Origin of the sequence: Paenibacillus sp. FSL W8-0919, assembly GCF_038003785.1 — a bacterium.
Classification (GTDB): domain Bacteria; phylum Bacillota; class Bacilli; order Paenibacillales; family Paenibacillaceae; genus Paenibacillus_AQ; species Paenibacillus_AQ lactis.
In genome coordinates this window covers 1085017-1111400 of record NZ_JBBOPV010000001.1, presented here as the reverse complement: position 1 = coordinate 1111400, position 26384 = coordinate 1085017, and the positions used below count along the sequence as shown (strand labels likewise).

The following is a 26384-nucleotide window of genomic DNA, read 5'->3' as shown; positions in this document are numbered from 1 at the left end:
AATCATTGAAGCAAAGTGCAGCGCAAAAATCACGTTTGGTGGCGATGGCGGAAGGGTTCCACGCGTTCCCATACCGAACACGACCGTTAAGCCTTCCAGCGCCGATGGTACTTGGACCGAAGGGTCCCGGGAGAGTAGGACGCCGCCAAGCGAACAACCATAAAGGCCGTTATCGAGCAATCGATGACGGCTTTTTTGTATATATTCTTGGGTATATATTATACGCTCAAGTAGCGTAAGGATTGAAGGGATATGGGTTAAACAGCGATGGCTAATACACATTGGCATAATAAAGGCTTACGTGTATGCAAAAAGCTTAAATATATCGTGATTTGATACGCCGAGGAGCAGGGTCCGTTAACCGATCAGTCATAAAGGCTGCCTTCAAGCAGGTTACTATGAAGATCGCAGAAATGATCAGCTGTTTAGTCTGTTTGATCTTAGGTGATACTATGTCAGCATGAGGCCCATCAAGGAATGTTACATCTTACACTTTTGGCTATTCAAAAGGGAAGGGGAAGATCAGGGTAAGGAAACCATGTAATAGAGGATTATTGATGATTTGTCCACTGTGTAAAGACAATCTGACGCCGTGGATGGATACCAATCGTCTTTTAGATAGGGGGCAATTCAATCCTTGACAGCCCATGGGCCCTTTGCTAAGATGGCAATAATATATTTTCTGAAAATACTTGAAAATGCCGTCCGGTCCAGCACTGACAGTCATTAAAAGTCCGCAGGATGACGACAAAAAGGAGGAATAACCCAGGTGTGGGAAGATAAGTTTAGCAAGGAAGGCTTCACTTTTGACGATGTATTGTTGGTTCCTAGAAAATCCGAGGTGCTTCCAAAGGAAGTGGATGTTACCACTCGATTGAGCGAGCATGTGAAGCTGAACATTCCCCTGATCAGTGCGGGAATGGATACCGTAACGGAGGCTCCTCTGGCGATTGCGATCGCGAGAGAAGGCGGAATCGGCATTATTCATAAAAATATGTCCGTTGAACAGCAAGCAGAGGAAGTGGATCGGGTCAAGCGCTCCGAAAGCGGCGTTATTACGAACCCATTCTCCCTGCATGCCGATAATCTTGTAGCCGATGCCGAGAAGCTGATGGGGAAATTCCGCATTTCCGGCGTTCCGATCGTGGATAAGGATAATAAACTGATCGGGATTTTGACGAACCGGGATCTTCGTTTTGTGCATGACTATAACACGGTCATTCGTGACGTGATGACCAGCGAGAACCTTGTGACTGCACCTGTTGGAACGACGCTTCAGGATGCAGAAACGATTTTGCAGAAGCATAAGATCGAGAAGCTCCCTTTGGTGGACGAAAATAACGTGCTAAAAGGGCTAATTACGATTAAAGATATCGAGAAGGCCATCCAGTTCCCTAACGCTGCGAAAGACGCTCAAGGACGCTTGTTGGTGGGCGCCGCCATCGGGATCTCCAAGGATACCTTTGAGCGAGCCGAAGCGCTTGTAAAAGCAGGCGTAGACGTCATCACCGTCGATTCCGCGCATGGACACCATATCAACATCGTCGACGCGGTACGGAAGCTGCGCGAGCTGTATCCGGATCTTACTATCATTGCAGGTAACGTAGCGACAGGTGAAGGTACAAGAGAATTGATCGAAGCCGGAGCCTCTGTCGTCAAAGTCGGGATCGGACCAGGCTCGATCTGTACGACCCGTGTCATTGCAGGTATTGGCGTACCGCAGATTACGGCGATCTATGACTGTGCTACGGTTGCTAAGGAATATGGCATTCCAATTATCGCGGACGGCGGCATTAAATATTCCGGTGAAATTACGAAGGCGATCGCTGCTGGAGCGCATGCAGTCATGCTGGGCAGCATGTTTGCCGGTACGGAAGAAAGCCCGGGCGAATCGGAAATTTATCAAGGTCGCCGATTTAAGGCTTACCGCGGCATGGGATCTCTGGCTGCAATGAAGCAAGGAAGTAAAGATCGTTACTTCCAGGATGACGACAAGAAATTGGTGCCGGAAGGCATTGAAGGCCGCGTGGCTTATAAAGGGCCGCTGGCGGACACGATTCATCAGCTGATCGGCGGATTGCGCTCAGGGATGGGCTACTGTGGTACGCAGAACCTTGAGGAGCTGCGCAATGATACGCAGTTTATCCGCATTACGGGTGCCGGACTTCGGGAAAGCCATCCGCATGATATTCAGATTACGAAGGAAGCACCGAACTACTCCTTGTAATCAAATCTGATCAACATAATCAGCATATGCACACAATGTTATTTATTTCCTGGACAAGCCGGGCGGAATCGCTCCGGCTTGTCTTTTTTTGATATCTCTCCTGTGATAGAATAGAACAAGTTAATGACTTAAACTTATGACTTATTGAGTAGTAGAGGGGAGTAATTCCATTGATAGAGAAGTCGATTAAGAGAAACAAACGATACCGCATACAACGTACGCTAGCATCCTTGATGCTGTTTAATATACTGTGCTTCTCGGCTGCACCGGCCGTCTCGCTGGCTGCGCCAACCACACTTGCTACGGCGGAGACCACCGACAACGCGAAAACCGGGGATGCCGCTGCGGATACGAAGAATGCCAAGGTTGATCGAGTTCCTTCAGCTCAACAGCTTGGACTCGAAGTGGAATCGGCGGTACTCATCGAATCGTCTACGGGTCAGGTGCTGTTATCCATTAATGCGGATAAGGCATTGCCGCCGGCCAGCATGACAAAGATGATGACCGAATACATCGTAGCTGAACAAGTGAAGCAAGGGAAGCTCTCATGGGACGAAGTAGTCACCGTTGGGGAGAATGCGGCCAAAACCGAAGGTTCACGTATATATCTTGCTGAAGGCGATCAACATACGGTTAGAGAACTTTACATTGCGATGGCTGTAGGCTCTGCGAACGATGCAACCGTTGCTTTGGCCGAGCGTGTAGCCGGTTCGGAAGAAGCTTTTGTGAAAATGATGAACGACACGGCCAAGAAGATGGGGCTTAAGACGGCCTTCTTTATTAACTCCACCGGTCTGAGCCGAGCGGATATGCCGGAGAAGTACCGCCCCAAAGAAGATAAGGAAACCGTAATGTCGGCTATGGACGTTGCCATACTGGCAAAGTACATCGTGGAGGACCATCCGGATTTTGCCGAGTTTACGGCACTCCAAAATTACAAATTCCGCGAGCGTGATGATAAACCAATCATTAACTATAACTGGATGCTGGAAGCGAACAAGAACATTACGAACTTCAAGTCATATGCTTACGAAGGATTAGATGGATTAAAGACAGGACATACCAGTGCTGCTGGCTACTGCTTCGCCGGTACGGCCGAACGGAATGGCATGCGCCTTATTAGTGTCGTGATGGGGACGAAGAATGAGCCCGCTCGTTTTGTACAAACCCGCAAGGTTCTGGACTATGGCTTCAACAACTTTGAAGTGAAAGAGGTTCAGCCTGCGGGGGCGACTGTTGAAGGTTTTGACAAGGTGCAGGTGAAGAAGGGCAAAGGTAAAGAAGCAAAGCTCGTGACCGATCGTGCCCTGACGTTCGTGGTGCCTAAAGGCTCCAATGGCAACAATATTCAATTCGAAGCGAAGCTCGATTCCAGTTCTGTAAATGCTCCTGTAGCAAAGAATACGAAGGTCGGGACGGTTACGTATAATTACAAGATCGAGGGCATGGCCAGCACCCAGAGCGATACGTTGAATCTGGTTACAGCCGAAGAAACGGAAAAGGCGGGCTGGTTCAAGCTGTTCCTGCGTGCGATTGGCGAATTCTTCGCGGATTTGTTCGATTCGATCAAAAATTTGTTCTAATCCGCAAAAGCCTTATAAATTCCGAGTAAATGGGTTGTGTATTTCATAACCTTGCGTTAAAATATCAAGTTAGATTCATTACAAATTTCTACAAGATTCACATGTACGATACCACCTGAGATCTTCATTTCGGGTGGTAAGATCTAAACATATATTCGGGAGGCTAGGGGATATGGAAACAGGAACATCTACTGTAAAAAGAGGTATGGCAGAAATGCAAAAGGGCGGCGTCATCATGGACGTCATGAATGCGGAGCAGGCGAAAATCGCTGAAGCTGCCGGCGCAACGGCAGTCATGGCGCTGGAGCGCGTACCTTCCGACATTCGTGCTGCCGGAGGCGTGGCTCGTATGGCAGACCCGACCATTATTGAAGAAGTGATGAAGGTTGTTTCCATTCCCGTTATGGCGAAAGCCCGTATCGGTCACTATGTGGAAGCGAAAGTGCTTGAATCGCTGGGCGTCGATTATCTTGATGAGAGTGAAGTGCTGACGCCGGCTGATGAGGTATACCACATCGATAAATGGGACTTTACGGTTCCGTTCGTATGCGGCGCGAAGGATATCGGTGAAGCGCTGCGCCGAATCGGAGAGGGCGCTTCGATGATCCGTACGAAGGGTGAGCCGGGAACTGGCAACATCGTTGAGGCGGTACGTCATATGCGCCTGATCAACAGCCAAATCCGTAAGGTACAGAATATGTCGAAGGACGAGTTGTATGCCGAAGCGAAGAACCTGGGCGTCTCTTATGATCTCTTGAAGGGTGTTCATGAGACTGGCAAGCTTCCTGTCGTGAACTTCGCGGCTGGCGGTGTTGCAACGCCTGCAGATGCTGCGCTTATGATGCATCTCGGTGCAGACGGCGTATTCGTAGGCTCCGGTATTTTCAAATCCGAGAATCCAGAGAAGTTCGCCCGTGCAATCGTTGAAGCGACAACGCACTACGATGATTACAAGCTGATTGCCGAAGTTTCGAAGAACCTTGGTACACCGATGAAAGGCATCGAGATTTCCAAGCTTACGGCTGCTGAACGTATGCAGGATCGCGGCTGGTAAGAGAGAAGGGGTAATATTGAAGATTGGCGTACTGGCACTTCAGGGTGCCGTTGCAGAACATATTCGGAGTATTGAACGGGCAGGTGCCGAAGCGATTCCGGTTAAACGAGTGGAGCAGCTTGGTGATATCGACGGCTTGATTATTCCTGGCGGCGAGAGCACCACCATCGGCAAGCTTATGCGTAAATATGATTTCATGGATGCGATCCGCAGCTTCTCCTCGCAGGGGAAGCCGATCTTCGGTACGTGCGCCGGCCTGATTGTGCTGGCAGAGCGGATCCAGGGCGATGAGGAAGCGCATCTGAAGCTCATGGATATCACGGTTGCGCGCAATGCATTCGGCCGTCAGCGAGAAAGCTTCGAGACAGACCTGAAGGTCGTGGGAATCGATGAACCGGTGCGTGCCGTGTTTATCCGGGCGCCGCTCATCCTGGAAGTAGGAGAAGGGGTTGAAGTTCTCTCTACGTACAACGATGAGATCGTGACGGCAAGACAAGGTCATCTGCTGGCAGCTTCCTATCATCCGGAGCTGACCGATGATTACCGGCTCCATGCATATTTTATTGAAATGGTCCGGGAGCAGGCAGACCGTCAAGGCTAAACCAAACATAGGCATAGGATCAGACAGAAGACATCTTGACTCTTTAGGCATTGCTAAGGGTCAAGTTTGTCTTTTTCGCTGAAATAAACTAAGATTGTAACGTATATGAGAGTTTGCAGCTTGCCAGCCTGGAGTACCGGGCCTAGAGCTGTTACGATACACCGATGGATGTTTTACTTTAGGAGGGTTTCCCGTGTTAGACGTAAAAATATTGCGCAGCGAGTTTAGTCGTGTAGAACAATCGCTTAAGAATCGCGGCAAGTCGCTTGATTTGATTGCGGATTTTCCGAAGCTTGACGCCCGTCGCCGGGAGTTGCTGCAGGAAAGCGAGAGCTTGAAGAATCGCCGCAACACCGTGTCGGCTGAAGTCGCTCGTCTGAAGAAGAACCGCGAGAATGCAGATGAGCTGATCCTGGAGATGCGCGAAGTATCGGACAAGATCAAGGCCATGGACGAAGAGGTGCGCGAACTGGAAGCAAGCATTTCGGACCTTACGCTTGCGATTCCAAATATTCCGCATGAGAGTGTGCCGGTGGGTGCCTCGGAAGAAGACAATGTGGAGGTTCGCCGCTGGTCCGAGCCGGCTGCATTTGATTTTGAGCCGAAAGCGCATTGGGAGCTTGCCCAAAACTTGAATATTCTTGACTTTGAAGCAGCTGCCAAAGTAACGGGCTCCAGATTTACCTTCTATAAGGGGCTCGGTGCACGCTTGGAACGCGCTCTGATCAGCTTCATGATGGATCTGCACAGCGACAAACACGGCTATGAGGAAATGCTGCCTCCCTACATCGTCAACCGGGACAGCCTGTACGGAACCGGCCAGCTTCCGAAATTCGAAGAGGACCTGTTCAAGATCAGCGATACGGACTATTATCTGATTCCGACGGCCGAGGTTCCAGTCACGAACTACCATCGTGAGGAAATCTTGAATGCTGAAGATTTGCCTAAATATTATGTAGCCTACAGCTCTTGCTTCCGTTCCGAGGCCGGCGCAGCCGGACGGGATACGCGCGGGCTGATTCGCCAGCATCAGTTCAATAAGGTTGAAATGGTGAAGATTGTGCACCCTGACACCTCCTTTGACGAGCTCGAGAAGATGACGGCGGATGCGGAACGCGTTCTGCAGCTCCTTAATCTTCCTTACCGCGTGATGGAGCTGTGCACCGGCGATATGGGCTTTGGCTCGATGAAAACCTATGATTTGGAAGTATGGCTGCCAGAGAGCGGCGTATACCGTGAAATCTCCTCGTGCTCGAATATCGGTGATTTCCAGGCACGCCGGGCGAATATCCGTTTCCGACCGGAGCCGAAAGCGAAGCCGGAATTTGTCCACACCCTGAATGGATCGGGACTTGCGGTTGGACGTACCGTTGCGGCGATCCTGGAGAATTATCAACAGGCTGACGGCTCGGTTGTCATCCCGGACGTGCTTCGTCCTTACATGGGCAATATCAGTGTGATCGCACCGAAATAATTAGCTTGATTAAATCATTTGACTTGTGGTATAATGAATGATGCACGTGATTCATTTTGGTGCAAATGTTATACCACATGGAGAGGTACCGAAGCGGTCATAACGGGGCGGTCTTGAAAACCGTTAGGGGGCAACTCCACATGGGTTCGAATCCCATCCTCTCCGCCATCCATAATAAATGACAGGCCCGTTTCCTTATTGGAAACGGGCTTTTTGCATAGCATTTTCTCAAAGTGGAAATCGGTTCTTTCAGTGGCGGGCGTTAGGATGCTCATTTATTTCCTTCCATAATAAACGGTTTCTGCGCAATAGGTTTCCTTTTTAATCTAGTCTTCCCGGTTGAATAAAAGAAGCCAGCATACAAGTGCTGGGTGATATGTCTTTACAGGGCTCACCTGGTGCATAAAAGTTCACCCACTTTCGCAATTTATAGAGAAGGGGAGGTGTGATGATGAACTCAGAACTGAATGTAGATCAGGCTACGCTTGTTAACGCATGGCAGGAGAGGCTGCCGACGATCCTCAAGCCTGGAGACCGCGCGGAGGTGGCTCCCGATGAAGGAGATCCCAATGCCATCCGCATTCATATCGGTGCGGCTGGGCGTCAGGAGTATTCGTTTGATTTCCAATGCACGTACGTGGACACAAGAGAAGTAAAAGTGGACCTGATCGATGTGGAGCGGGATGGCGCAACGACCGATGAACGCAATGAGAATGTTCAGGGGATGATCGGCGATTACACCCGGCATATCCATGAATGCGCACAGGCGCTGCAGCAGATTACGCATCAATAGGGACATAAATGAAATGCTTTGCTATGGTTCCGATTCCAAGAAACGGAGGACTGCACGATGAGCAAGCCGAAAGCGATTCCTGTACCGGAAGCCCAGGAGACACCGCGCCGACGCGATGACCGTGACAGAGGCGGCCAAGAGCCGCTGTCGGGCTCGCACAAAGCCAAAATCCGCAAGCAGGACGGGCACTTCAATCCGGAGGGCTGACCTGCTGGTCAGCCTCTCTCTAGGCGTTATAAACATGAAGCGATTAGAACTTCCTGTATAAATTCGACAGGAAGTTCTTTTTTTGTTGAAACTAATTCATCATCGTCTCGTATTAGAAGGCAAATGTAATATTACGGGGCCCCGAAGATTACAGGAAAGTTAAGAAGTTTAAATTAAAGATTCCTGGAAAAAGAAAGGAAATAAAATTTCAGCAAATATTCCATAAAGTGTTTCTCATTTCGTCGAAATGGTATATGATTAAAAGGTCTGTTATTTTTTTTAAGCATTAGAGGGGAGAGAAAGTTTAATGAACAAGAAGTTGGTAGCCATTTTGCTGACACTGCTGCTCACAGTGACAGTGGTTATGTCTGGCTGCGCGAAGAAGGAAGAGCCTAAAGCCGCTATGACCGCAGCTGCTAAGAACGCTATGCAGATGACGTCGTATGAGATGAAAAGCAAAGTTGTCCTTGAAGATCTGCAAATCAACATACCGGAAGTTGCAGGAGATCCGAGCGTAACGCAAGCGATGACCATGTTGAAAAATGCCGAAATCACAATGGACGGCATGTATCAAGCGGATCCGCAGCAAATGGAAATGAAGATGGGCATCAACCTGAAGGGTGACATGGCGATGTCTTTCAACATCGACATGGTTATGACTCAAGACACGATCTACGTCAAAGTGCCAAGCATCCCGATGCTTCCGCTTCCTGAAGATGTTGTCGGCAAATACCTCAAGATGGATCTGAAAGAGCTTGCCGAGCAATCTGGCGAAACGTTCAGCCCAGAAACAATGGATACGGAGAAAACTCAGAAATTCGCGAACGAAGTGCTTGAAGCATTGCTGAGTGAATATGATCAAGCGAAATACTTTAAAGAAATCAACGCGAAGGACGCAGGTCTTCCTGAAGGCGTAGACGCGAAGCAAGTAGTACAATTCTTCGTAAACAACGACAACGTAAACGAAGCACTGGAAATCCTGGTCAACAAGGTTGCTCCGAAGGTTGTCGATATCGCAGGTAAGGAAGAATACCGCGAAATGCTCGGACTTACGCAAGAAGACATCGACTCCGCTAAGACTGAGCTTTCCGCATTGAACCAGGAAGAGTTCAAAGCTGGACTGGAAGAAATGAAGAAATACCTGAAGATCAACACATTTAGCATCAATACTGCAATCGATAAGAACGACTTCCCTGCGTATCAGGACGTAGCATTGAACGTTGAATTCAATGAGCCTGAAACAAGCGAAAGCGTAAAAGTCGCTATCAAGGGCAGCACGCAATACCTCAACATCAATAAGAAGCAAGAATTCAAGATCGGTATTCCAAAAGACGCTGATGTCATTACGATGGAGCAATTTGAGGAATCCATGAGCGAATTGGGCGCTTATTAATCATATCATCCATGAACAGAAAAAACCCGGCCGTCATGGCCGGGTTTTTGTATTGTTCCTGACAAGAGGGATTACTTTCCCCGCAGTCGGCGAAAAAACTGGGTCAGAAGCGCGGCGCATTCTTCCTGCATAACACCTTCCGTGACCTGTGTCCGGTGATTAAACCGCGGCTCTTGAAGCAGGTTCATCAGAGTACCTGCGCAGCCGGCCTTCGGATCACGAGTCCCATAAACGAGGTGCGGCACCCGCGATTGAACGATTGCTCCGGCGCACATCGGACACGGCTCAAGCGTTACATACAGGCGGCAGTCCAGCAATCGCCAAGCGCCGAGATGTCTGCTGGCCTCGCGGATCGCAACCATCTCCGCGTGGGCCGTCGCATCGTATGTCGTTTCGCGCAGATTGTAACCTCGGCCGATGATTTTGCCGTCGTGGACAACGACGGCGCCAATAGGCACTTCTCCGAGCTCCTCGGCTTTCCGAGCCTCGTGAATCGCTGCCTGCATCCAGTATTCATGCTGCTCATTATCCACAAGCGTGGTAGACGCTATATTTGATTCCATTTTATGATCTCCCTTCAATACAGCCCAAAACACGCGGGTTATACCCAGTGTTCAACGAACACTCATTCGTTTGTTAACATGATGTGGACATATTTGTGGATAACTTTATTTTTATACACAAAGTTATTCACATTATCCCCAATAAAGCTGTGTATTTGTTAGCAATCTGTGGACATCTATCTTGTCTGTAAGGATTAACTTCTATATTGTAAGGATTCCCTCATTCTTTGGCAATGAAAACGGAAATCCAGGTCCCCTTAAGGGGCCTGTCTTTTCAAACGTTTACGATCAAGGTATCATGAGGATATCAGAGGTTGCAAGCCGTCACTGTGATAGCAGAAAGGTGAAGATGCCATTTGTCGATTAAGACCAAATTATCGATGATCATGTCCATATCGGTATTATTTATACTTCTGCTTAACATCACGCTCAACTACTATACAACGCAGGAAAATTTGCAGCGGGATAGCGAAGTCAAAATGGTTATGGCCGCAACCCAGATCGCGATAACCGTTCAGCAGACGGAGTTCAGCTCCTCTTATGTGGATGATCTGTTCGGAGATATGCTTAAAGATATTTCGATTGAAGCGGCTCAGGTGTTGGATCCGGATATCAATAATATTACGAACGGCCAGTTAGTCGAGCTAAGCAAGAAGTTAGGCGTGGCTCATATTTCGCTGCTGGTCAAGACGAAGGATGACGTCGTCGTTGCCCGTTCCTCCGCGAATGAAGAGATCGGATTGTCCACTAAAAACTGGGGTTATTGGCATACGGCGTTTCTCGAGCTATTCGAACACGGCGAGGTGCGCTCGGTTACGAAGGGCCAACGATCGGACAATTTCTGGTCCGGTCCATTCGAGTTCTCCACTTCAAATCCCGACATGATTTATAAATGGGGGTATTATTATGACGGGAAGCGCAATTATATTATCGACCCCTATATCCAGAACTCTACGTTTAAGGATTATGTAAAGGTTACGAGCCCGAATACGGTCGTTCAAGAGACGCTAAAAGCCAACCCGCATATATTGGAAGTAACGGGCATTAACCCTGAAACGTTTGGCAATCAATATATGAGAGAGGACGGCTCGGACGACGTTCATTATAAGCTCTACAACCGCCCCATTACGTTCGGCAGCTATCATTACGGCACGCTTGACCAGGATGTGGAGGCGGTTCGGAAGGCCGTGTCAACCGGCGAGAACGTCGTGCTTGTGGATACGATCCAAGGGAAAAAGGTGCTTAAGAGCTTTATCCCGATTGATTACGAGGACAAGCCCACCAATGTGATCAGCGTGGTCATGGATTATGAAGCCATTTCATCGGTCATGAGGGAGCAGATGATCAGTCTCGTCGCGATTTCCTTGGTTCTGCTAGAGATCGTTATTTTCGGGAGCTACATTGTAGCCGGCTATTTTACCAAGCCGATTCAGTCCATCCTGAGGACGGTCAATGACGTAGCGGACGGACACTTTGACCGGCGCCTGGAGGTAACGAGCCGCGATGAGCTGGGCCAGCTGGCCGGAAGGATTAATGCGATGACCCGCAATCTCGGCCACTATACAAGCCAATTGAAGCAGATGGTCGAGGAAAATCAATCCGTCAAAGAATATCTCGAATCCATCATTAACCAAACGGCGGATGCTATTCATACAACCGATACGCATGAGCGGGTGATCAGCGTGAACAACGCCTTCGAACAGCTGTACGGCTGGAAGGCGCATGAGGTGATCGGGCAAAAGCTGGAGCTCGTTCCCCCGTCCAAGCTGGATGAAGAGCGCGACCGGATTAGGCGGCTGCGGCAAGGAGAGCGTCTGCCTCCAGTCGAAACGGTCCGCATGCGGAAGGACGGAAGCCTGATTGAGGTCAGCATCAGCACCTCGCTCGTTCGGGACGAGCAGGGGCAAGTAACCTCGATGATCAGCGTGTCCAGGGATGTAACCGAGCGCAACCGGATTGAGGAGCTGCTGCGGCGCTCCGAGAAGCTGAATACGGTCGGTCAGCTGGCTGCCGGCGTGGCTCATGAAATCCGCAATCCGCTAACGACGCTGCGGGGATTCCTGCAGCTGCAGCAGCAGACCCGTTCCGTAAATCCGGATCATATTGACCTGATGCTGTCGGAGCTGGACCGTATTAATTTGATTGTGAGCGAGTTTTTGATTTTGGCAAAGCCGCAGGCGATTCATTTCCAGGAGCGGGATGTCAGAGGCATTCTCCGGGACGTTATATCGTTCTTGGACAGCCAGGCTCATCTATACGGGGTCGAGGTCAAGCTCGACTTCTCCTCCGAACCTGCGCTTGTCCACTGCGAGGAGAACCAGCTGAAGCAGGTATTTATCAATTTGCTTAAAAATGCGTTCGAAGCCATGCCGGACGGCGGAACAGTAACGATTACACTTAAACGCCCGGAAGGAGATCACGTGCTTATCACCATACAGGATGAAGGCCATGGCATACCGGAGGAGCTGATGCCTCACCTGGGTGAGCCGTTCATTACCAATAAGGAGACAGGAACCGGACTTGGGCTTATGGTGAGCCAGCGGATCATTCAGGGTCATCAAGGCACGCTTGAAATCGAGAGCAAGTCCGGGGTGGGAACGAAAATCAGCATCGTTCTTCCTGCGGCAAGACAATCAGACATGGAAGCATCATCAAACGATGAGTGACATAATAAGGGGATGGCAGCTTGAGAATCAATAAATTTATTAGCGAAACGGGATATTGCTCCCGGCGGGAAGCGGACAAGCTTGTAGAGAGCGGGAAGGTAACGATTAACGGCGAGATTGCCGTATTAGGAAGCCAAGCCGAGGAGGGCGATGATGTCCGTATTAACGGGCGTCCGCTGCAGGAGAAGAAGCAGCAGCACGTTTATATTGCGCTTAACAAGCCGGTAGGCATTACAAGCACGACGGAATCGCATATCAAAGGCAATATCGTCGATTTCGTAGGCCATAAGGAGCGCATCTTTCCAATCGGGCGGCTCGACAAGGATTCCGAGGGTTTAATCCTGCTAACCAACGACGGGGATATCGTCAATAAAATATTGAGATCCGAGGGCAAGCACGAGAAGGAATATATCGTGACGGTCAACCGCCCTGTTACCCCGGCCTTCCTGAAGGGGATGTCCAGCGGCGTCAAAATTTTAGGCGAGATGACGCTGCCCTGCCAGGTCACCCGGATTTCGGAGCGGGTATTCCGCATTATTCTAACCGAGGGGAAGAACCGGCAAATTCGGAGAATGTGCAGCGCGTTTGGCTACGAGGTTCGGAGGCTCAAACGGATCCGGATTATGAACATCCTTCTCGGGGAGCAGAAGGTAGGCACTTGGCGGGATTTGACCCCTGCGGAGAAGCAGGAGCTTGGCAAGCTGCTGAATTACAAGCTGGAGTAGAGGAAATACCATACGCTGGAAGTACCGGAGATACAAAAAAACAACCGATTCGTCTGTTTGGCAGAAGCGAATCGGTTGTTTCATTTATAGGGACTTGCGGCGGCTAATTGCCGGCTTCGTCGACACTCGTAAAGGTTGCGCTGTCCTGATATTTCCGGATAATGGACACTTCAACCCGGCGGTTCTTCGCCCGGCCTGCAGCCGTTGCATTGTCCGCGATCGGATGGTATTCGCCGTAGCCGATCGGCATGAAGCGTTTCGGATCCAGCGACGAGTTCGCCAGCAATATCTTCATGAATTGCAGCGCGCGGTCCGAGCTCAGATCCCAGTTTGACGGGTATTTGCTATTGGAGATCGGAACATTGTCGGTATGACCGGATACGATAATTTCATAATCCGGGAACTTTTGAAGCATTTGCGAGATGGCCTCAGCCAGCTTGCGGGCCTCCGGCTTCACGACAGCTTCCCCTGACGGGAACAGCGCGTTGTCGCGAATCGTCAGCACGAGCTGGGAATGGTTGAGCTTGGTGCTTAGCTCGGAGGTCAGCCCGTTATTTTTAATATAATTATCGATCTGCTTCTTGAGCTGCTCCAGCTCCTCTTGCTCCTGACGCATCAGCTCAGCCCGTCGTTGGTCGGCAGTCGGTGCGGGAATGGTGGGTGCTGTCGCTTTATGATCCTTAACATCAGGGGGATCGTCGCTTGGCTGGGTCTTGCTGTAATCCAGCACGCCGGTACCGCCCGTTAGGGCAATGCTGAAGGCCTCGCTCATCTCCTGGAATTTGCGCGCATCGGTCGCGCTCATGGCGTAGAGCACAAGGAATAACGCAAGCAGGAGCGTCAGCAAGTCGGCATAAGGGAGAAGCCAGGATTCATCAGCATGCTCTTCGTGCGGCTCGTGTCTAGTCTTCTTGCTCACTAGAACCAGCCTCCCTCTCATCAAGCTGAGCACGCTCGGACGGTGTCAGGAACACGGACAGCTTCTGGTTAATGGCGATCGTGGACACACCCGACTGAATGGACAGCAGGCCCTCGACCATCATAAGGCGGATTTCCACCTCGCGTTTCGACAGACGCTTCAGTTTATTTGCAATCGGATGGCAGATAACATAACCTGTAAAAATACCAAGCAGGGTGGCAATGAACGCAGCACCGATCGCGTGGGCCAGCTCGCCCATGTCTTCCATGTGGCTAAGGGCTGCGATCAGACCGATAACAGCGCCGAGAACCCCGAGCGACGGAGCGTACATACCGGCCTGGGAGAAGATCAAAGCCCCGGAACGATGGCGCTCTTCGGTGGCATTGATGTCTTCCATCAGCACGTCGCGGACGAATTCCTGATCGTTGCCGTCGATGATCATCCGCATGCCATTGCGCAGGAAGCCGTCATCAATTTCTTCGACTTTGGTTTCCAGGGCAAGCAATCCTTCACGGCGAGTGATGGAAGCCCATTCCATAAACAGCTTGATCATATCCGTCTTGTCCATCAGCTGCTGCTTCACAAAGGTCATTTTGATCAGCTTGGGAATTTTCTTCAGTTCCGAAAGAGGGAAACCGATGAATAAAGTTGCGGCAGTTCCGCCAAGAATGATTAAGTAAGCTGCCGGATTAATCAAAGACGCGATGGAGGCACCCTTGAGGATCATGCCCACCAGCACCGCGATAAGCCCGAGAATCAAACCTATAAGTGTTGAAATTTCCATGCTACACCTCATCCGTGAGAAATAAATAACGAATCCATTCGTTTTTAGCGGCTCTTGCGGCGAACCGCGCGCCTTTACGGGGCGTTATCCTATTTATCGTCAGATCGGGCTTTTTTTTTTAGTTGTAATTTCCGGTATAATAGAAGGAAGAGTAATCGAAGCTTAGCATGGCAGGAAGGAGTGATGGAGATGGGCGTAAAGCACGGAAGGGATTACGGCGAAATTCTGACCGAATTAACGGAAGCCGTTGGGCGTATTCCTGACAGCTATGTCTTCTTTGAAATGGATCCGGAGGATTGGGGCAGGCTGGAGGATGCCGAGCAGGCCGAGGTTCATGAGGCGCTGGCGGAGGATCTGTTCTATGCCTTGGGCACAGAGCCGGTCATTACGGTCGGCAGCGGGGTTGTCATGCATGATCGGATGAATCATCGGATACATATTTTGATCGGTGAGGAAGAGCTGGCATTCGTAGCGCTCGTGTAAGCCAGGCAGGTTATCAAGGAATGAAGCATGGAATAAAATAGATGGAAAGAAGCCCTAAGGACGTAACAATCGGCTTATGAAAGGTTTTTTTCGGGGAGGAATATAATGATGCTTTATACGCAGCAGGAAGTGGAGGCTCATCTAGAGAAGCTTGAAGGCTGGGAATTTGAACAGGGGAGATGGATTGTACGAAAGTACACCTTTTCCTCCTTCATGAAGGGAATCGCCTTTGTTGATGAGGTGGCAGCGATTTCGGAAGCTTTCGGACATCACCCCTACATCACCATTGATTATAAAACGGTGACGCTGCGCCTGACGTCATGGGATGACGGCGGAATAACGGCCGTCGACATCAAGGAGGCCCAGCAATTTAACGAAGTTTATGAGAAGAGCCGATCCAAGGATCTGAAGGATCCGGAATAGGCAATGTAGATTCGGGCAGCTGCAGAAGCGTTAGGCCCGAGAATTAAAAAACACGCTTGGATCCAAACAGCAGTCTGGGGATCCAAGCGTGTTTTGCGTAATAAGAGCTGATGGATTATTTTTTCTCAGCAAGGTAGAGCGCGATGTTTGCAATTTCCTCAGGCTTCAGCTGATCCTTAAAGGAAGGCATTCCTTTACGTCCCTTGGTAACTACGTTAAAGATTGCGTTCGCATCCATATGTCCGCCTACTTGATTCAGAGCCGGACCTGCACCGCCCTGGAGCTGATCGCCATGGCAGGAGATACAGCTGGCTTTCAATGTAGCTTCAGCCGCAGCGGCATCCAAAGTAACCTCCGGCATGGTTGGCTTCTCTTCCTGCGCCACCTGCTCCTTGCCTGGAAGCGTAAACATCAGCGCAATAGCCAACGCACATGCGACGAAGAACAGTCCGCTCATGATCCATTTTTGCATCGTCATATCGTCCTTTCTATGTATACTGCACTTTTGCACTTGTCTTCATTATAAACCAACATCCTTACACATCATAGCCAGTTGTGACAAAAAAAGCAATGTTCAAGCCTGCCTTCATAAAAAGTACACAAAATTGTACTTTTTCATATAGACAAGACTACTATTCCTCATTGGCCATCGGGTCATACACCATGCAATAAAAAGGCGCCATGCCCGTCGGCGTAAGGCGTTCGTACGTATCGGCAATGTAAAAGCCAGCCTTCCGGTAAGTCCGGATAGCCCGTTCATTCCAGGTAAGCACCTCAAGATCAATCTCGTCCGAAGGCCGGCGCCGCTTCGCCTCATCCACAATTGCCTGCACGAACCGTTTACCCATTCCCCGGCCGCACCAATCAGGCCGCATGCCCAGGCCTAGACGCGTAACGCCTGCCATAGGGAAAAGCTGGGCAAACCCCCAGAGCTGATCCTGCTCATCCAGCACGGACAGGTATTGCTGCAGGCGGATGCCGGGATCCCCGAATTCCACCCCTAGTCCCTTCATCTGCTCCCAAGGAAGAAAGCCATATATATTATAGGGCGGGGGATAGGACCAGGTGCAAATTTCAGCGGCATGGGCTTCCTGCATGACCACGGTATGAAACGAGGGTAAATTCGCCTCCATCTAAATACTCCTCTCATTCAAAACAATTCCGTTAGAGAGAGAATACATGCTGCTGAGCGGGATTGCAAAGATAATAGCGCAGGGGGAAACGAAACTGAAGCTAAAAAATTTTCGATTGTTTATTCGTATTGCTGTTTAGGTTAATTCTGGAAGGGTAAATAAAATGTAAGCGCTCGGATTGGCCGAATCTTGTTGGTGGCTTTGAGCATACAGAATGGAAAAAATATTTTTGGATTTTCCGAAAAACATAGAACTTTTCCATGGCCAGAAACGTTATAGAGGTATAGACGAAAAATTATAGAAAAAAAGCCGCTGGGTGAGATCGGCACATCTCATGCTCCAGGGCTTATGGACATTCAGAAAAATTACGGTACAGTCAATTAATTGTAGTTCACGGCAAGGGACTTGTACGTGCTTTGGCTCATGATTCTCTTCGCGCCTACATAACGCTTCGCGTAGTAGCTCTGGCTGAGCGGGCTAACGATGACGCCGCGCGAGGAGGAAGAATGGGCGAACTTCCCGCCACCGACATAAATGCCAACATGGGAAACGCCTCTGCCGGAAGTATTAAAGAATACGAGATCCCCGGCCTTCAGGTTGCTCTTCGATACCGCGGTACCTACCTTGTATTGTGCTGCAGAAGTGCGCGGCAGGGTGAGGCCCAGCTTCTTGTAAATATAGCTGGTGAATCCGGAGCAATCAAAACCCTTTGTAGTGGTTCCGCCGGTTTTATAAGAGACACCGATGGTTGGTTTGATAACGGTATTCAACTTGGAATCCGCGAAAGCGCTACCGGTTCCAATCGTGAGCGCAAGGGCCAAGCCTAAAGAGATGGCTGTTAACTTCTTCTTCAAAACAAAAAGCTCCTTCCATTGCCTGCGAGGTTAGCTTAAGGGTTCGGTTGAAGGTCCCCTATGATCCCTCTCTAGCGAGATCAATTCACCCAAAACGGATCCCCCGCTTCCCGTATGAAGACGGGAATTCGGCTTTTAAAAGATGTCGATGAACCCAATATGACGTTCCAACATGTTAACATGATGACAATAGTTACAATAAAAATGACAAAGTTGTTACTAACATATTCGTTATTTTAGCAGAGTATTAACAATTTGGCAAACGAGGAAAGTTGTTTTTTTAACAAAAATCCCTGTCCACATTGAAGTGGGACAGGGATTTTGTATAAATATGGGAGGGGAACGTTGAGGATTCCGGTTGGATGTAGAAGTTATCGTTCGAAATCTATCCTTTTCGGAGGCTGCTTTAGCTTCCGGTTACAAGCTTTTTACCACATTTAAACGATGTATGGTTGTTAATGAAATGTAACTTTTGTAACCGTTATGGATTTGAAGCTACGGACGCTCTCCATAAATGATATTGGGAAGAAATTCCCCATATTTGGAAGAGCCCGTTCAGGAAATAGGAGGCTTGCTGAATGATGAGTCCGATTAATCCCGCCCAGAACAGGGACGCCGAGCTGAACAGCAAGAGAATGACAAATGCGGCTCCACCAACAGTAATGGACAGCAGTACGGCCGTTCCCAGCTTGCGTATGAGCGCCGTGACGGATGCGATCATACCGAGCTCTCCGGTATGCCCGAACTGCATATACAGCAGCACAAGGCGAATAACATAGGTATAGAGGAACCAGGCCGCCACGTAAGGCAGCACCCGGAGCAGCTGGGAAGGCTCCTGAATGGAGCCGAGCAGTGCCGGAAGAGCCTTGGGAATGATCCAGTAACCCGGGGCAACCGTAAGAACAAGCTCGATGAGATAGAACACCGTTACCGATTTCCAATGCTTCCGCATGCCGATGAAGAAGAACAGACCGCGTTCGCCACGGGCCTCCTGGTGGAGGTTGTAGAAGATGCCGGCGCGAATCAGCGGGGTAAGCACCATGCGGACGAGGAGCAGAGCGGCAAGGATCCAGCCGTAGGTATGAACCGTATTGCTGAGTGACAAGCTCATTTCGCCCTCATAGAAGAACAGGAGGCGGCTCAGCTCGTTAGGAGCCGGATCCGGGTACCGCATCAAAAGCGGGACGACGGCGGATTTCACGAGCCTGTACAGACAGTAGCCCCAGAGAAGACGGTACAAGAACAGTAGAATGGAGACGTATAATTGATCTTTAACACTGATCCAGCCTTGGCCTGCATAGCTTTTCATGTGCTCCCCCCTCACCACGACATGCTGCCGAACAGCGTCTCCACGAGCTTGGTAATACCGAGATTCCAACGTGTAACGACTTTCGGATCCATGCCAGCCTTCATATAGTTATTCATGTGTTTATTCTCCAGCATGATGGTATATTTCGGATCCACCATGGCCCAGGCGAGCGGTGTATGGTATTCCAGCGTATAAGTTACTTTGCCGTTCTTGCCGCTCCATGTTCGCTCAACAAGCTTGCCATCCTCAAAAGCGAACACAATCGGCACATCGGTAACATCGCCGCCCTTGCTCGTGATGTTTACGGTCGAAACAAACTGTGGGTGCGCTTGTGAGCCTTTATTTTTGGTTTTGATCTGGTCGATCGCGATGTCAGCCATTTGGCTGCCGTAAACGTACTGATCGAAATACGACTGCCATGAGGACTGGGTAACCTGTTCAACAACCTTCTGGAAGTCCGTCGTTGTCGGATGCTTGAAGCGGAATTTTTTGGCGTAGGTCATCATGATTTTATCCATCGTCTTGGATCCGACTTGTCGCTCGATGCCCTGGAGCACCAGCTTGCCGCGTGTATAGACGTTGAGTGCGTAATTTTCATGCGAGCTGTATTTCCAGGACTCCATCTTAAGCGGTTCAGGCGACGTAATGGATGCGCCTTGCGCTGCGGTATTGGATGTAATTCCGTACTGCTTCTCCATGACCTTCTCCTCGGCATAGGAAGCAAAGGCCTCGTCCAGCCATGCCTCTTCGAATTCGTTATTGGCTACGATGCCGTAGAAATATTGGTGGGCGATTTCATGGATGACGGTCCGCTCCAGCTCATATCCGGGCGAGTCGTTATTGGCTCCGAAGGCGGTGACGAGCGTCGGGTATTCCATGCCGCCTGCACCGTTGCCGGAATAAGGCGGGACAACGATGGATAATGTGGAGTACGGATAGGAGCCGTACCATTTGCCGAAAGAGGACAGCGCCGTTTTGGCTGTATCAAAATAACGCTCCTTCAAATCCTTATGAGCAGGATCAAGGTACAGCTTGATCCGGACGCCAGGGATACCCGGAGCGGAGTAAGCCTCTTCCGCCGTCACGAAGTTCGGCGAGGCGGCCCAGGCGAAGTCATGCACGTCATCCGCATAGAATTGGTAAATTTTCTCGCCATTTGCTTTCTGCGCAGGCTTGGTCGGGAACCCGGTAGCGGCTACGATATAGTCCTCGGGTACACGAATCCGAACGCTATAGATGCCGAAGTTCGAGTAAAACTCCGAATTGCCGTGATACTGATGTAAGTTCCAGCCTTCCTGGGTTCTTTCCCGCGTGCCGGCAGGCTCGTATACCGATATCTTGGGAAACCACTGGCCAGCCATGACAAAATCCTCGGTCCGGCCCATGCGCGCGAAAATCTTCGGCAGCTCTACCTCAAACTCCAAATGCAGGGTTATACTCTCTCCGCCTTTTACAGGCTTGGGCAACCGGAGTTTGGCAAGACTTTGATCTTTGATGTTCCCGTCATCCGGCTGAACAAACTGCAGTCGTTGCGTCAGGCCCAGGCCCTCGGTCGTTTTCACGTTCGTAATCTTCATCGACCCATAGCCGTTCTCGGGCATCGGATCGGATCGAAGCCTGCCTCCGGACTCCTTCATGAACGTCGTTTCATCGGATGCAAAGGCGTTCGGGTATAAATGGAAGTAGAGCTCATTCACGCTTCTTTTGCCAGGATGGGTCCAGGTGACGGTCTGCTTGCCTTTCAGCTTGTTTTGTTCAGGCTCGTACCTTACATCCATGTGGTATTCGACCAGCCGGTCGCTAAGCGCAGGGGCCGGTGCATCAGGCTGAACCTTTGGAGGTGAAAGCGGGGCCTTCTCCACGGCAGAGACGGAGGGCTTGCCCCCATTCGGAGCAAGCGCCGACAAGGAGGACCCTTGATTAGAAAGAAATATTGGCATCGATCCTGCAAGCAAACCCAAGGCGAGCAGGGATGATAGAAAGACTTTGGCACGTGGTGGGACCATATCGAATAACCTCCCGTTGACAAGCATCTACAGCATGTATATGTTTGCTTTTGGAGGATTATTAGTTAAAATAAAATTATTGGGACAAAGGTAGTTACGATGCAGCCGACAGGCTTTGTCGGCTCTGATATAGGAGGTTTTGCGGCAATGGAGAACGGGAGTCAGGAACAGGGCGCTAAGAAACAGATCGCGCTGAACATTATTAACAGCAAGAGCAAGCATAAAGGGTTCGGTGCAGGATCGATTGATTTGAACAGCCTTTCGCCAGTCATTATCGATAATGGCGAGGCCAAGGTGGATATCGGGGCCATGCATGCAAAGAGCAAGGTGGAGCGGGGCATCCGGTTTACGACGGACCGGGACGAGGTGCCTAATGGCCGTCAGGTGTGGATCGTATGGGTAGCGGTGGACCGCACGGCTGAAGGCCAGCATTACGCCGGTGCGACCGCTTGCGAAATGTGGATCGATCAGGAAGCGCGCAAGGGCTGGAAAATCCTCGCCGATCATGTGAACAAGATGGACGCTGCGCTAAAGCGCCGGATTATTCTGGACGGACTTGGCGATGTAGAGAAGAAGGCGCTGCGCGAGCTGCTGATTTCCCGCAATGAGGAATGGTGGAACGCATCCCCGGATGAATTCAAGGAAGCGCTTCGGACTAAGGAATAATTACATTGCCTTGAAAAGAAAGTTTTAGGATTAGAACGCGAAGAAAGACCGGTCAAGATTCGAGGGAGGAATCTTAACCGGTCTTTTTGTGCTGGCGTGTTTAGTTATCGGATTCATTAGAAGGGCAGAGCATATGTCAGGTTCTTCTTGATATCGAGAAACGGATTGTCATATTGCAGCGTCAGCTTGCCGCTCTTATAACCGACAAACGTCAGACCATCACCGATGAAGCCCACCTCATTCGGCGGCATTTCCCCGATGGCCTTGATGCTTTCCTCATCCAGAATCTCAGGATAAATCAGCTCTGCTTTCGTGCCAGTCGGGTTAACGATGTACAGGGTTGCCTTCGTATACGGTCGGACGAGCAGGAAGTCCTGTTCGATCGCCTCCACAGTGAAATCATCCTTTACGCCTGTAAGGGCGGCGAGATCATAGGTTTTGACCGTCTTGCCGGTCGGATGAACGAGCTCCAGCTTGCTGCCGTTCATCATGGCGATATTTCCTTTATAGCCGGTAACGTTCGGCTCGTAGTTAATGCCCGCGAAGTTGGCATTCTGGGTTGCGGCTGTTTTGATGATCTTCTGATCCCGAATGAGTACACGGTATCTAGCTTCATGGATATGCGGCTCTCCGTACGTGTTATAGATGTCGGCCACGTACGTATTGCCATTTACCTTATGCGCATCGATCTCAAGAATGTCGATATTTTCAATAGACACCTTGCCTGCTTTTACAGGAACCGTTCCTGCTTTCCCCATATAGAGCGTTCCGTTCTCCCGGTTCACCCAAAACAGCATGCTGCCTTTTGCCGTGTAGGCATATCCGGTTCCCGGGTTAAAGGTTGTTGCCAATCCGGATTTGGCATCATAACGAAGCGGGATGGCAAACGCTTTGGTAATCAGGCTGGCAGGGACGTAGGTCACCCCTTTCTTGATGACCGGCGCGGCCTCGAGCTTCAGCACGCTGCCTTTCGCATTCACGGCACGAGCCTGCCCGACCTTGATCCGGACGGATTCCTTCGGACTGTTAATGTACATCTGGTTCTTGCCAACAACCGTCAGCTGCAGCTGGAGCGATTCGGAAATTTCCTTCAACGGTACATATAGGACTTTATTCTTCGTAAATGGCTGATTTTTAAGATCAATCGTGCTCCATGCGGCTTTGGCCTCCGAGGCGGCTGCTGCGGCATGCGAGGGTACTGTCGCGGCGGATGCTGTTAATAACAGCGTCGCGGCTAGGGAGGCGGTTCCGGCTGCTTTCATCCATTTTCTTGTGTTCATGATAGGTCTCCTCCTTTAATCGTTGGGTAATCTTTCTCCCATATGCATAAACGAGTCGGGCATGGAAAATGTTTCATTGAAGAGCGAAATGATATGAAAAAAATTATATAGCCAGCAGAATTGCCCTGCTTCTAAGCCCATAAAAAAAGAAGCTTCATCCTGCTGGATGAAGCTTCGAAGAGTGTTCGCTGTCACGACCGGGCTATCGGCTGGGATAAGCCCTCGGTTACGGATTCCCGATCCTTGCCAAGCAGGATGGACAGGCCGAGCAGGGTAACGATAATGGTTGCCCCCATATCCGAAATGATTGCGATCCACAGCGTCAGCCATCCGGGGATGGTGAGCAGGAGAGCAATCGCCTTCAAGGACAGTGAGATCCCAATATTCCATTGGATGATGCGGTTTACCCGGCGGGCCGTTCGGATCGCTCCGGGAAGCTTGCCGAGGTGATCCTGCATTAAGACGACGTCCGCCGTTTCGATGGCGCTATCGGTCCCCTTGCCCATGGCAATCCCGAGATCCGCCGCAGCCAATGCCGGGGCATCGTTGATGCCGTCACCGACCATGCCGGTCTTCCGGCGGGAGGCCAGTTCCTTGATTTTGGATACCTTCTGTTCAGGGAGCAGGCTTGCAAAGACGCGGGTGACGCCGGATTGCTTCGCGATGGACTGCGCGGATTGCTCATGATCGCCGGTAAGCATAATCGTTTCGGTAATGCCGGCTTCGTGAAGCTTACGGACGACGTCCGCCGTTTCCGCCCGGATCTCGTCCGCCAGACCGAAATGGCCCAATACGCCGTCTTCGCTTACAGCCGCAACAATCGTATATCCCTGTGCCTTTAAGTGGGCAATATCTGCTTTGACGGCGGCCAGATCATTCCGGGCGCTGTCATGAATATGGGACAGAACATCCTCACTGCCGACCCAATACAACTGTCCGTTGATTCGGGCCCGGACACCTTCACCCGGGAGAACCGTAATATCCTGCGGATCACGGAACGTACACTGCGGCTGCTTGATTTCAAGATGCTTCATTACCGCTTTGGCCAGCGGGTGGAGCGATGCTTGCTCGATAGCCCCAACCACCGCGTAAAAGCGGTCTTGGTCGTAGACCGTCTCGGCATACACGGCGGGCTCGCCCTTGGTGAGCGTGCCGGTCTTATCGAAAGCAATGGCCTCCAAGCGGCCGAGCTGCTCCAGATGGATGCCGCCCTTGATCAGAATGCCGTTTCGGGCTGCCCGGGTCATGCCGCTGACGAGCGCAATCGGCGAGGACAGCACAAGCGAACAAGGACATCCGACAATAAGGATGGATAGTCCCTGGTAGATCCACGTCATCCAGGGCTGATTCAACAGCAGCGGAGGGATCAGTGCAACGCCGAGCGCGATGATCATAATGGCGGGCGTATAGTATTTGGCGAACTTATCGATAAACAGCTCGGTCGGCGTCTTGCTGTCCTGCGCTTCCTGTACCAAGTGCATAATCTTGGCGAGGGAAGAATCCTCATATGCCTTCGAAATAGCGATATGGAGCACGCCGTCCGTGCTTACGCTGCCGCCAAAGACCGCATCGCCCATCCGCTTGGTTACGGGCACCGATTCGCCCGTAATCGCAGCTTCATTGACGGCCCCGGCTCCGCTGGCAATCGTACCGTCAGACGGAATTTTCTCGCCGGGCCGGACCCGAACTACGTCGCCGGGTTTAAGGGTTCCGATCGGCACGAGGACAGGCTCGCCGTCCCGCAGCAATTCCGCTTCCTTCGGCGCGGCCGCCAGCAGAGCTTCCATGGACTGGCGGGCACGGTTCATGCCGTAGCCCTCCAGCAGCTCATTGAGCCCGAACAGGATCGCGACCAGCGTAGCCTCCCGCCATTCGCCTATGATGACCGCACCGACGAGCGCTACGGTCATCAACGTGTCCATATTAAATTTGAAGCGGGTCAGGTTTCTAAGGCCCCGAAGAAATGTTGTGTAGCCGCTAAGCAGCATGGCGCCCGCATACAGTGCGATCAACACGGGCTGCATGGTTCTTCCTTCCAATAGGAAGGTGAGCAGGTACAGCGCAGCCGAGATGCCGAGCAGCCATTTCATCTTCCGCGTGCTGTCCTGTGCGTGATCGTGGGCATGGCCGAGATCATGGCTGCGGTGTTCATGACCGGCCGCCCCGTGGTCGGAATGGCCGCCGGGCGATGCGGCTGCTTGGGAGGAAGATGACGGGGCTTGAACGATTCGTGCTCCATCGCTCTTCAAGATGCTTTCTACGCGGCTGAGATCCACATGAGGGGAGACAGTCAGCTTCCCGCTGTTATAGCTCAGTCGGGCATTGTCGCCATGTTTAAGCTTCTGGATCTCCTCCTGCATTTCACGCGTGCAGTTCGGGCAGGAGAGGCCCTGTACGCGATATTCAACAAAGCTAGGACCATCCGTCTCTGGAGATGGCTTCGTTTGTGATTTTTGTATACCCATTTACCTCTTCTCCTTCTGATGCTCCAGCGTCATATGAAGCAGGGTACGGATGTGATCATCCACAAGCGAGTAATACACATTCTTTCCGGATTTTCGCGATTTGGCGATATCCTTGTTCTTCAGCGTTCTTAGATGATGAGAAGCCGTTGCCGTGGAGCAGCCGAGCAGCTCGGCAATATCGCAGACGCACAGCTCGCCTCCGCGGTCCAGCATATAGGCGACCTTCACCCGAGTAGGGTCCGCTAGAGCTTTGAAGATTTCCGCCATCCCTTGCACATCATTGTCGGACACCTGCTCGCTTAATACGGCAGCGACCCTGTCCGGTGAAGGGCACGTGATTTCACATAGCTCGGTGGAATTGTCTGCCGGTACGGTTCGGGTTTCCATATCCAATCGCCTCCTTGAAGAAAATGATTAGGGCTCTTATTCTTTATATTCAAACCGTCGTTTGATTGTTTAAACCTAATATACCTCTTTTTATTATTATATTCAAATGAATGTTTGATTGTTCCTGGGGTTTCGCGCTCGGCCAGGGAAAAGCGCAAGCCTGATTTTTGAAAATCTGTGCCGTTAGGAGCAGGGCATATAGGTCAGAAAATCCTTCCATTTCCTTGGCGGCAAATTTATACTTAATAGCAAAAAGCGAAGTCCCTATGAAGTGAGCGAAGCTTGCCGGTGAGCGTTCCCCGTGCCCCCGGTGCAAGAATTGGGCCAGCGGCTCATCACAACCGTTATATCAGCATCATCTGTACCTGATCCTTCAATTGCAGAATCGT

At 50.8% G+C, this 26384-nt stretch carries 24 protein-coding genes, 1 tRNA gene, 1 rRNA gene and 1 riboswitch; of the genes, 15 read left to right on the top strand and 11 right to left on the bottom strand.

Translation table 11 applies throughout. The features are described from left to right. Window positions 1–34 precede the first annotated feature (34 nt). From rrf to NST44_RS04700, 10 genes are all read left to right on the top strand, one after another. Window positions 35–151 (top strand): 5S ribosomal RNA (rrf, locus tag NST44_RS04745). A gap of 618 nt (window positions 152–769) precedes the next feature. Next, window positions 770–2227 (top strand): IMP dehydrogenase, encoded by a 1458-nt coding sequence (gene guaB / locus NST44_RS04740; RefSeq protein WP_007133226.1) that lies wholly within the window; start codon window positions 770–772, stop codon window positions 2225–2227. 170 nt (window positions 2228–2397) lie between these two features. Continuing rightward, window positions 2398–3810, top strand: a complete 1413-nt coding sequence (locus NST44_RS04735) for a D-alanyl-D-alanine carboxypeptidase family protein (RefSeq protein ID WP_007133227.1) — start codon at window positions 2398–2400, stop codon at window positions 3808–3810. Between the two features lie 172 nt (window positions 3811–3982). Further along, entirely contained in the window at window positions 3983–4864 is an 882-nt protein-coding gene (pdxS, locus tag NST44_RS04730; protein ID WP_007133228.1) for a pyridoxal 5'-phosphate synthase lyase subunit PdxS, read from the top strand. Between the two features lie 16 nt (window positions 4865–4880). After that, a complete protein-coding gene (pdxT, locus tag NST44_RS04725) occupies window positions 4881–5465 on the top strand; it encodes a pyridoxal 5'-phosphate synthase glutaminase subunit PdxT (RefSeq protein ID WP_007133229.1) in 585 nt (194 codons plus the stop codon). 193 nt (window positions 5466–5658) lie between these two features. Then, on the top strand, window positions 5659–6939 hold the full coding sequence (serS, locus tag NST44_RS04720; protein WP_213617073.1) for a serine--tRNA ligase: 1281 nt from the start codon (window positions 5659–5661) through the stop codon (window positions 6937–6939). A 79-nt stretch (window positions 6940–7018) separates the two neighbouring features. Then, a tRNA-Ser gene (locus NST44_RS04715) sits at window positions 7019–7107 on the top strand. 283 nt (window positions 7108–7390) lie between these two features. After that, the gene (locus NST44_RS04710; protein ID WP_007133231.1) at window positions 7391–7732 is read left to right on the top strand and encodes a hypothetical protein; all 342 of its coding nucleotides are present in this window, start codon (window positions 7391–7393) and stop codon (window positions 7730–7732) included. 57 nt (window positions 7733–7789) lie between these two features. Then, complete coding sequence (locus tag NST44_RS04705) at window positions 7790–7939, top strand: small acid-soluble spore protein P (RefSeq protein WP_213617071.1); 150 nt, start codon at window positions 7790–7792, stop codon at window positions 7937–7939. A gap of 307 nt (window positions 7940–8246) precedes the next feature. Then, a complete protein-coding gene (locus NST44_RS04700) occupies window positions 8247–9332 on the top strand; it encodes a hypothetical protein (protein WP_340898004.1) in 1086 nt (361 codons plus the stop codon). A gap of 71 nt (window positions 9333–9403) precedes the next feature. Here the strand turns inward: NST44_RS04700 and tadA are convergent, their stop codons facing one another. Beyond that, window positions 9404–9895: a tRNA adenosine(34) deaminase TadA gene (gene tadA / locus NST44_RS04695; protein ID WP_007133234.1), complete on the bottom strand. Its 492-nt coding sequence runs from the start codon at window positions 9893–9895 to the stop codon at window positions 9404–9406. Between the two features lie 356 nt (window positions 9896–10251). Here tadA and NST44_RS04690 point away from each other — a divergent pair, with 356 nt between their 5' ends. After that, window positions 10252–12561, top strand: a complete 2310-nt coding sequence (locus NST44_RS04690) for an ATP-binding protein (RefSeq protein ID WP_007133235.1) — start codon at window positions 10252–10254, stop codon at window positions 12559–12561. A 20-nt stretch (window positions 12562–12581) separates the two neighbouring features. Next, a complete protein-coding gene (rluF, locus tag NST44_RS04685) occupies window positions 12582–13286 on the top strand; it encodes a 23S rRNA pseudouridine(2604) synthase RluF (RefSeq protein ID WP_007133236.1) in 705 nt (234 codons plus the stop codon). Window positions 13287–13389: 103 nt separating this feature from the next. On the opposite strand, the gene motB is transcribed toward rluF, so the two are convergent. Further along, on the bottom strand, window positions 13390–14205 hold the full coding sequence (gene motB / locus NST44_RS04680) for a flagellar motor protein MotB (RefSeq protein WP_007133237.1): 816 nt from the start codon (window positions 14203–14205) through the stop codon (window positions 13390–13392). After that, window positions 14189–14989, bottom strand: a complete 801-nt coding sequence (motA, locus tag NST44_RS04675; RefSeq protein ID WP_007133238.1) for a flagellar motor stator protein MotA — start codon at window positions 14987–14989, stop codon at window positions 14189–14191. The genes motB and motA overlap by 17 nt, the downstream gene beginning before the upstream one ends. 189 nt (window positions 14990–15178) lie before the next feature. On the opposite strand from motA, the gene NST44_RS04670 reads away from it, so the two are divergent. After that, window positions 15179–15472: a hypothetical protein gene (locus tag NST44_RS04670; RefSeq protein WP_007133239.1), complete on the top strand. Its 294-nt coding sequence runs from the start codon at window positions 15179–15181 to the stop codon at window positions 15470–15472. 108 nt (window positions 15473–15580) lie between these two features. Further along, a complete protein-coding gene (locus tag NST44_RS04665) occupies window positions 15581–15895 on the top strand; it encodes a 4a-hydroxytetrahydrobiopterin dehydratase (protein ID WP_007133240.1) in 315 nt (104 codons plus the stop codon). 115 nt (window positions 15896–16010) lie between these two features. On the opposite strand, the gene NST44_RS04660 is transcribed toward NST44_RS04665, so the two are convergent. The 5 genes from NST44_RS04660 to NST44_RS04640 all read right to left on the bottom strand — a co-directional run bounded on the left by NST44_RS04660 (window position 16011) and on the right by NST44_RS04640 (window position 21197). Continuing rightward, complete coding sequence (locus NST44_RS04660; RefSeq protein ID WP_007133241.1) at window positions 16011–16367, bottom strand: c-type cytochrome; 357 nt, start codon at window positions 16365–16367, stop codon at window positions 16011–16013. 160 nt (window positions 16368–16527) lie between these two features. Further along, on the bottom strand, window positions 16528–17028 hold the full coding sequence (locus NST44_RS04655) for a GNAT family N-acetyltransferase (protein ID WP_007133242.1): 501 nt from the start codon (window positions 17026–17028) through the stop codon (window positions 16528–16530). A gap of 380 nt (window positions 17029–17408) precedes the next feature. Then, window positions 17409–17882 (bottom strand): C40 family peptidase, encoded by a 474-nt coding sequence (locus NST44_RS04650; protein ID WP_007133243.1) that lies wholly within the window; start codon window positions 17880–17882, stop codon window positions 17409–17411. A gap of 4 nt (window positions 17883–17886) precedes the next feature. Next, a riboswitch (cyclic di-AMP (ydaO/yuaA leader) is annotated at window positions 17887–18026 on the bottom strand. A 337-nt stretch (window positions 18027–18363) separates the two neighbouring features. Continuing rightward, complete coding sequence (locus tag NST44_RS04645; RefSeq protein WP_340897993.1) at window positions 18364–19191, bottom strand: hypothetical protein; 828 nt, start codon at window positions 19189–19191, stop codon at window positions 18364–18366. 11 nt (window positions 19192–19202) lie between these two features. Next, on the bottom strand, window positions 19203–21197 hold the full coding sequence (locus tag NST44_RS04640; RefSeq protein ID WP_340897991.1) for a M1 family metallopeptidase: 1995 nt from the start codon (window positions 21195–21197) through the stop codon (window positions 19203–19205). Between the two features lie 147 nt (window positions 21198–21344). Between NST44_RS04640 and NST44_RS04635 the strand changes: the two genes are divergently transcribed. Next, entirely contained in the window at window positions 21345–21863 is a 519-nt protein-coding gene (locus NST44_RS04635) for a YwhD family protein (protein WP_340897989.1), read from the top strand. Window positions 21864–21979: 116 nt separating this feature from the next. On the opposite strand, the gene NST44_RS04630 is transcribed toward NST44_RS04635, so the two are convergent. From NST44_RS04630 to NST44_RS04620, 3 genes are all read right to left on the bottom strand, one after another. Then, complete coding sequence (locus NST44_RS04630; RefSeq protein WP_340897988.1) at window positions 21980–23143, bottom strand: copper amine oxidase N-terminal domain-containing protein; 1164 nt, start codon at window positions 23141–23143, stop codon at window positions 21980–21982. A 191-nt stretch (window positions 23144–23334) separates the two neighbouring features. Beyond that, complete coding sequence (locus NST44_RS04625; RefSeq protein WP_340897986.1) at window positions 23335–25608, bottom strand: heavy metal translocating P-type ATPase; 2274 nt, start codon at window positions 25606–25608, stop codon at window positions 23335–23337. Further along, window positions 25609–25995, bottom strand: a complete 387-nt coding sequence (locus NST44_RS04620; protein ID WP_144872826.1) for an ArsR/SmtB family transcription factor — start codon at window positions 25993–25995, stop codon at window positions 25609–25611. Window positions 25996–26384: the final 389 nt, after the last annotated feature.

Excerpts from the sequence above, each read along its gene's own strand:
- pdxS (WP_007133228.1), top strand. The coding sequence starts at position 3,983 with ATGGAAACAGGAACATCTACTGTAAAAAGAGGTATGGCAGAAATGCAA.
- NST44_RS04710 (WP_007133231.1), top strand. The coding sequence starts at position 7,391 with ATGAACTCAGAACTGAATGTAGATCAGGCTACGCTTGTTAACGCATGG.
- NST44_RS04705 (WP_213617071.1), top strand. The coding sequence starts at position 7,790 with ATGAGCAAGCCGAAAGCGATTCCTGTACCGGAAGCCCAGGAGACACCG.
- NST44_RS04700 (WP_340898004.1), top strand. The coding sequence starts at position 8,247 with ATGAACAAGAAGTTGGTAGCCATTTTGCTGACACTGCTGCTCACAGTG.
- tadA (WP_007133234.1), bottom strand. The coding sequence starts at position 9,895 with ATGGAATCAAATATAGCGTCTACCACGCTTGTGGATAATGAGCAGCAT.
- motA (WP_007133238.1), bottom strand. The coding sequence starts at position 14,989 with ATGGAAATTTCAACACTTATAGGTTTGATTCTCGGGCTTATCGCGGTG.
- NST44_RS04670 (WP_007133239.1), top strand. The coding sequence starts at position 15,179 with ATGGGCGTAAAGCACGGAAGGGATTACGGCGAAATTCTGACCGAATTA.
- NST44_RS04665 (WP_007133240.1), top strand. The coding sequence starts at position 15,581 with ATGCTTTATACGCAGCAGGAAGTGGAGGCTCATCTAGAGAAGCTTGAA.
- NST44_RS04660 (WP_007133241.1), bottom strand. The coding sequence starts at position 16,367 with ATGCAAAAATGGATCATGAGCGGACTGTTCTTCGTCGCATGTGCGTTG.
- NST44_RS04655 (WP_007133242.1), bottom strand. The coding sequence starts at position 17,028 with ATGGAGGCGAATTTACCCTCGTTTCATACCGTGGTCATGCAGGAAGCC.
- NST44_RS04645 (WP_340897993.1), bottom strand. The coding sequence starts at position 19,191 with ATGAAAAGCTATGCAGGCCAAGGCTGGATCAGTGTTAAAGATCAATTA.
- NST44_RS04640 (WP_340897991.1), bottom strand. The coding sequence starts at position 21,197 with ATGGTCCCACCACGTGCCAAAGTCTTTCTATCATCCCTGCTCGCCTTG.
- NST44_RS04635 (WP_340897989.1), top strand. The coding sequence starts at position 21,345 with ATGGAGAACGGGAGTCAGGAACAGGGCGCTAAGAAACAGATCGCGCTG.
- NST44_RS04630 (WP_340897988.1), bottom strand. The coding sequence starts at position 23,143 with ATGAACACAAGAAAATGGATGAAAGCAGCCGGAACCGCCTCCCTAGCC.
- NST44_RS04625 (WP_340897986.1), bottom strand. The coding sequence starts at position 25,608 with ATGGGTATACAAAAATCACAAACGAAGCCATCTCCAGAGACGGATGGT.
- NST44_RS04620 (WP_144872826.1), bottom strand. The coding sequence starts at position 25,995 with ATGGAAACCCGAACCGTACCGGCAGACAATTCCACCGAGCTATGTGAA.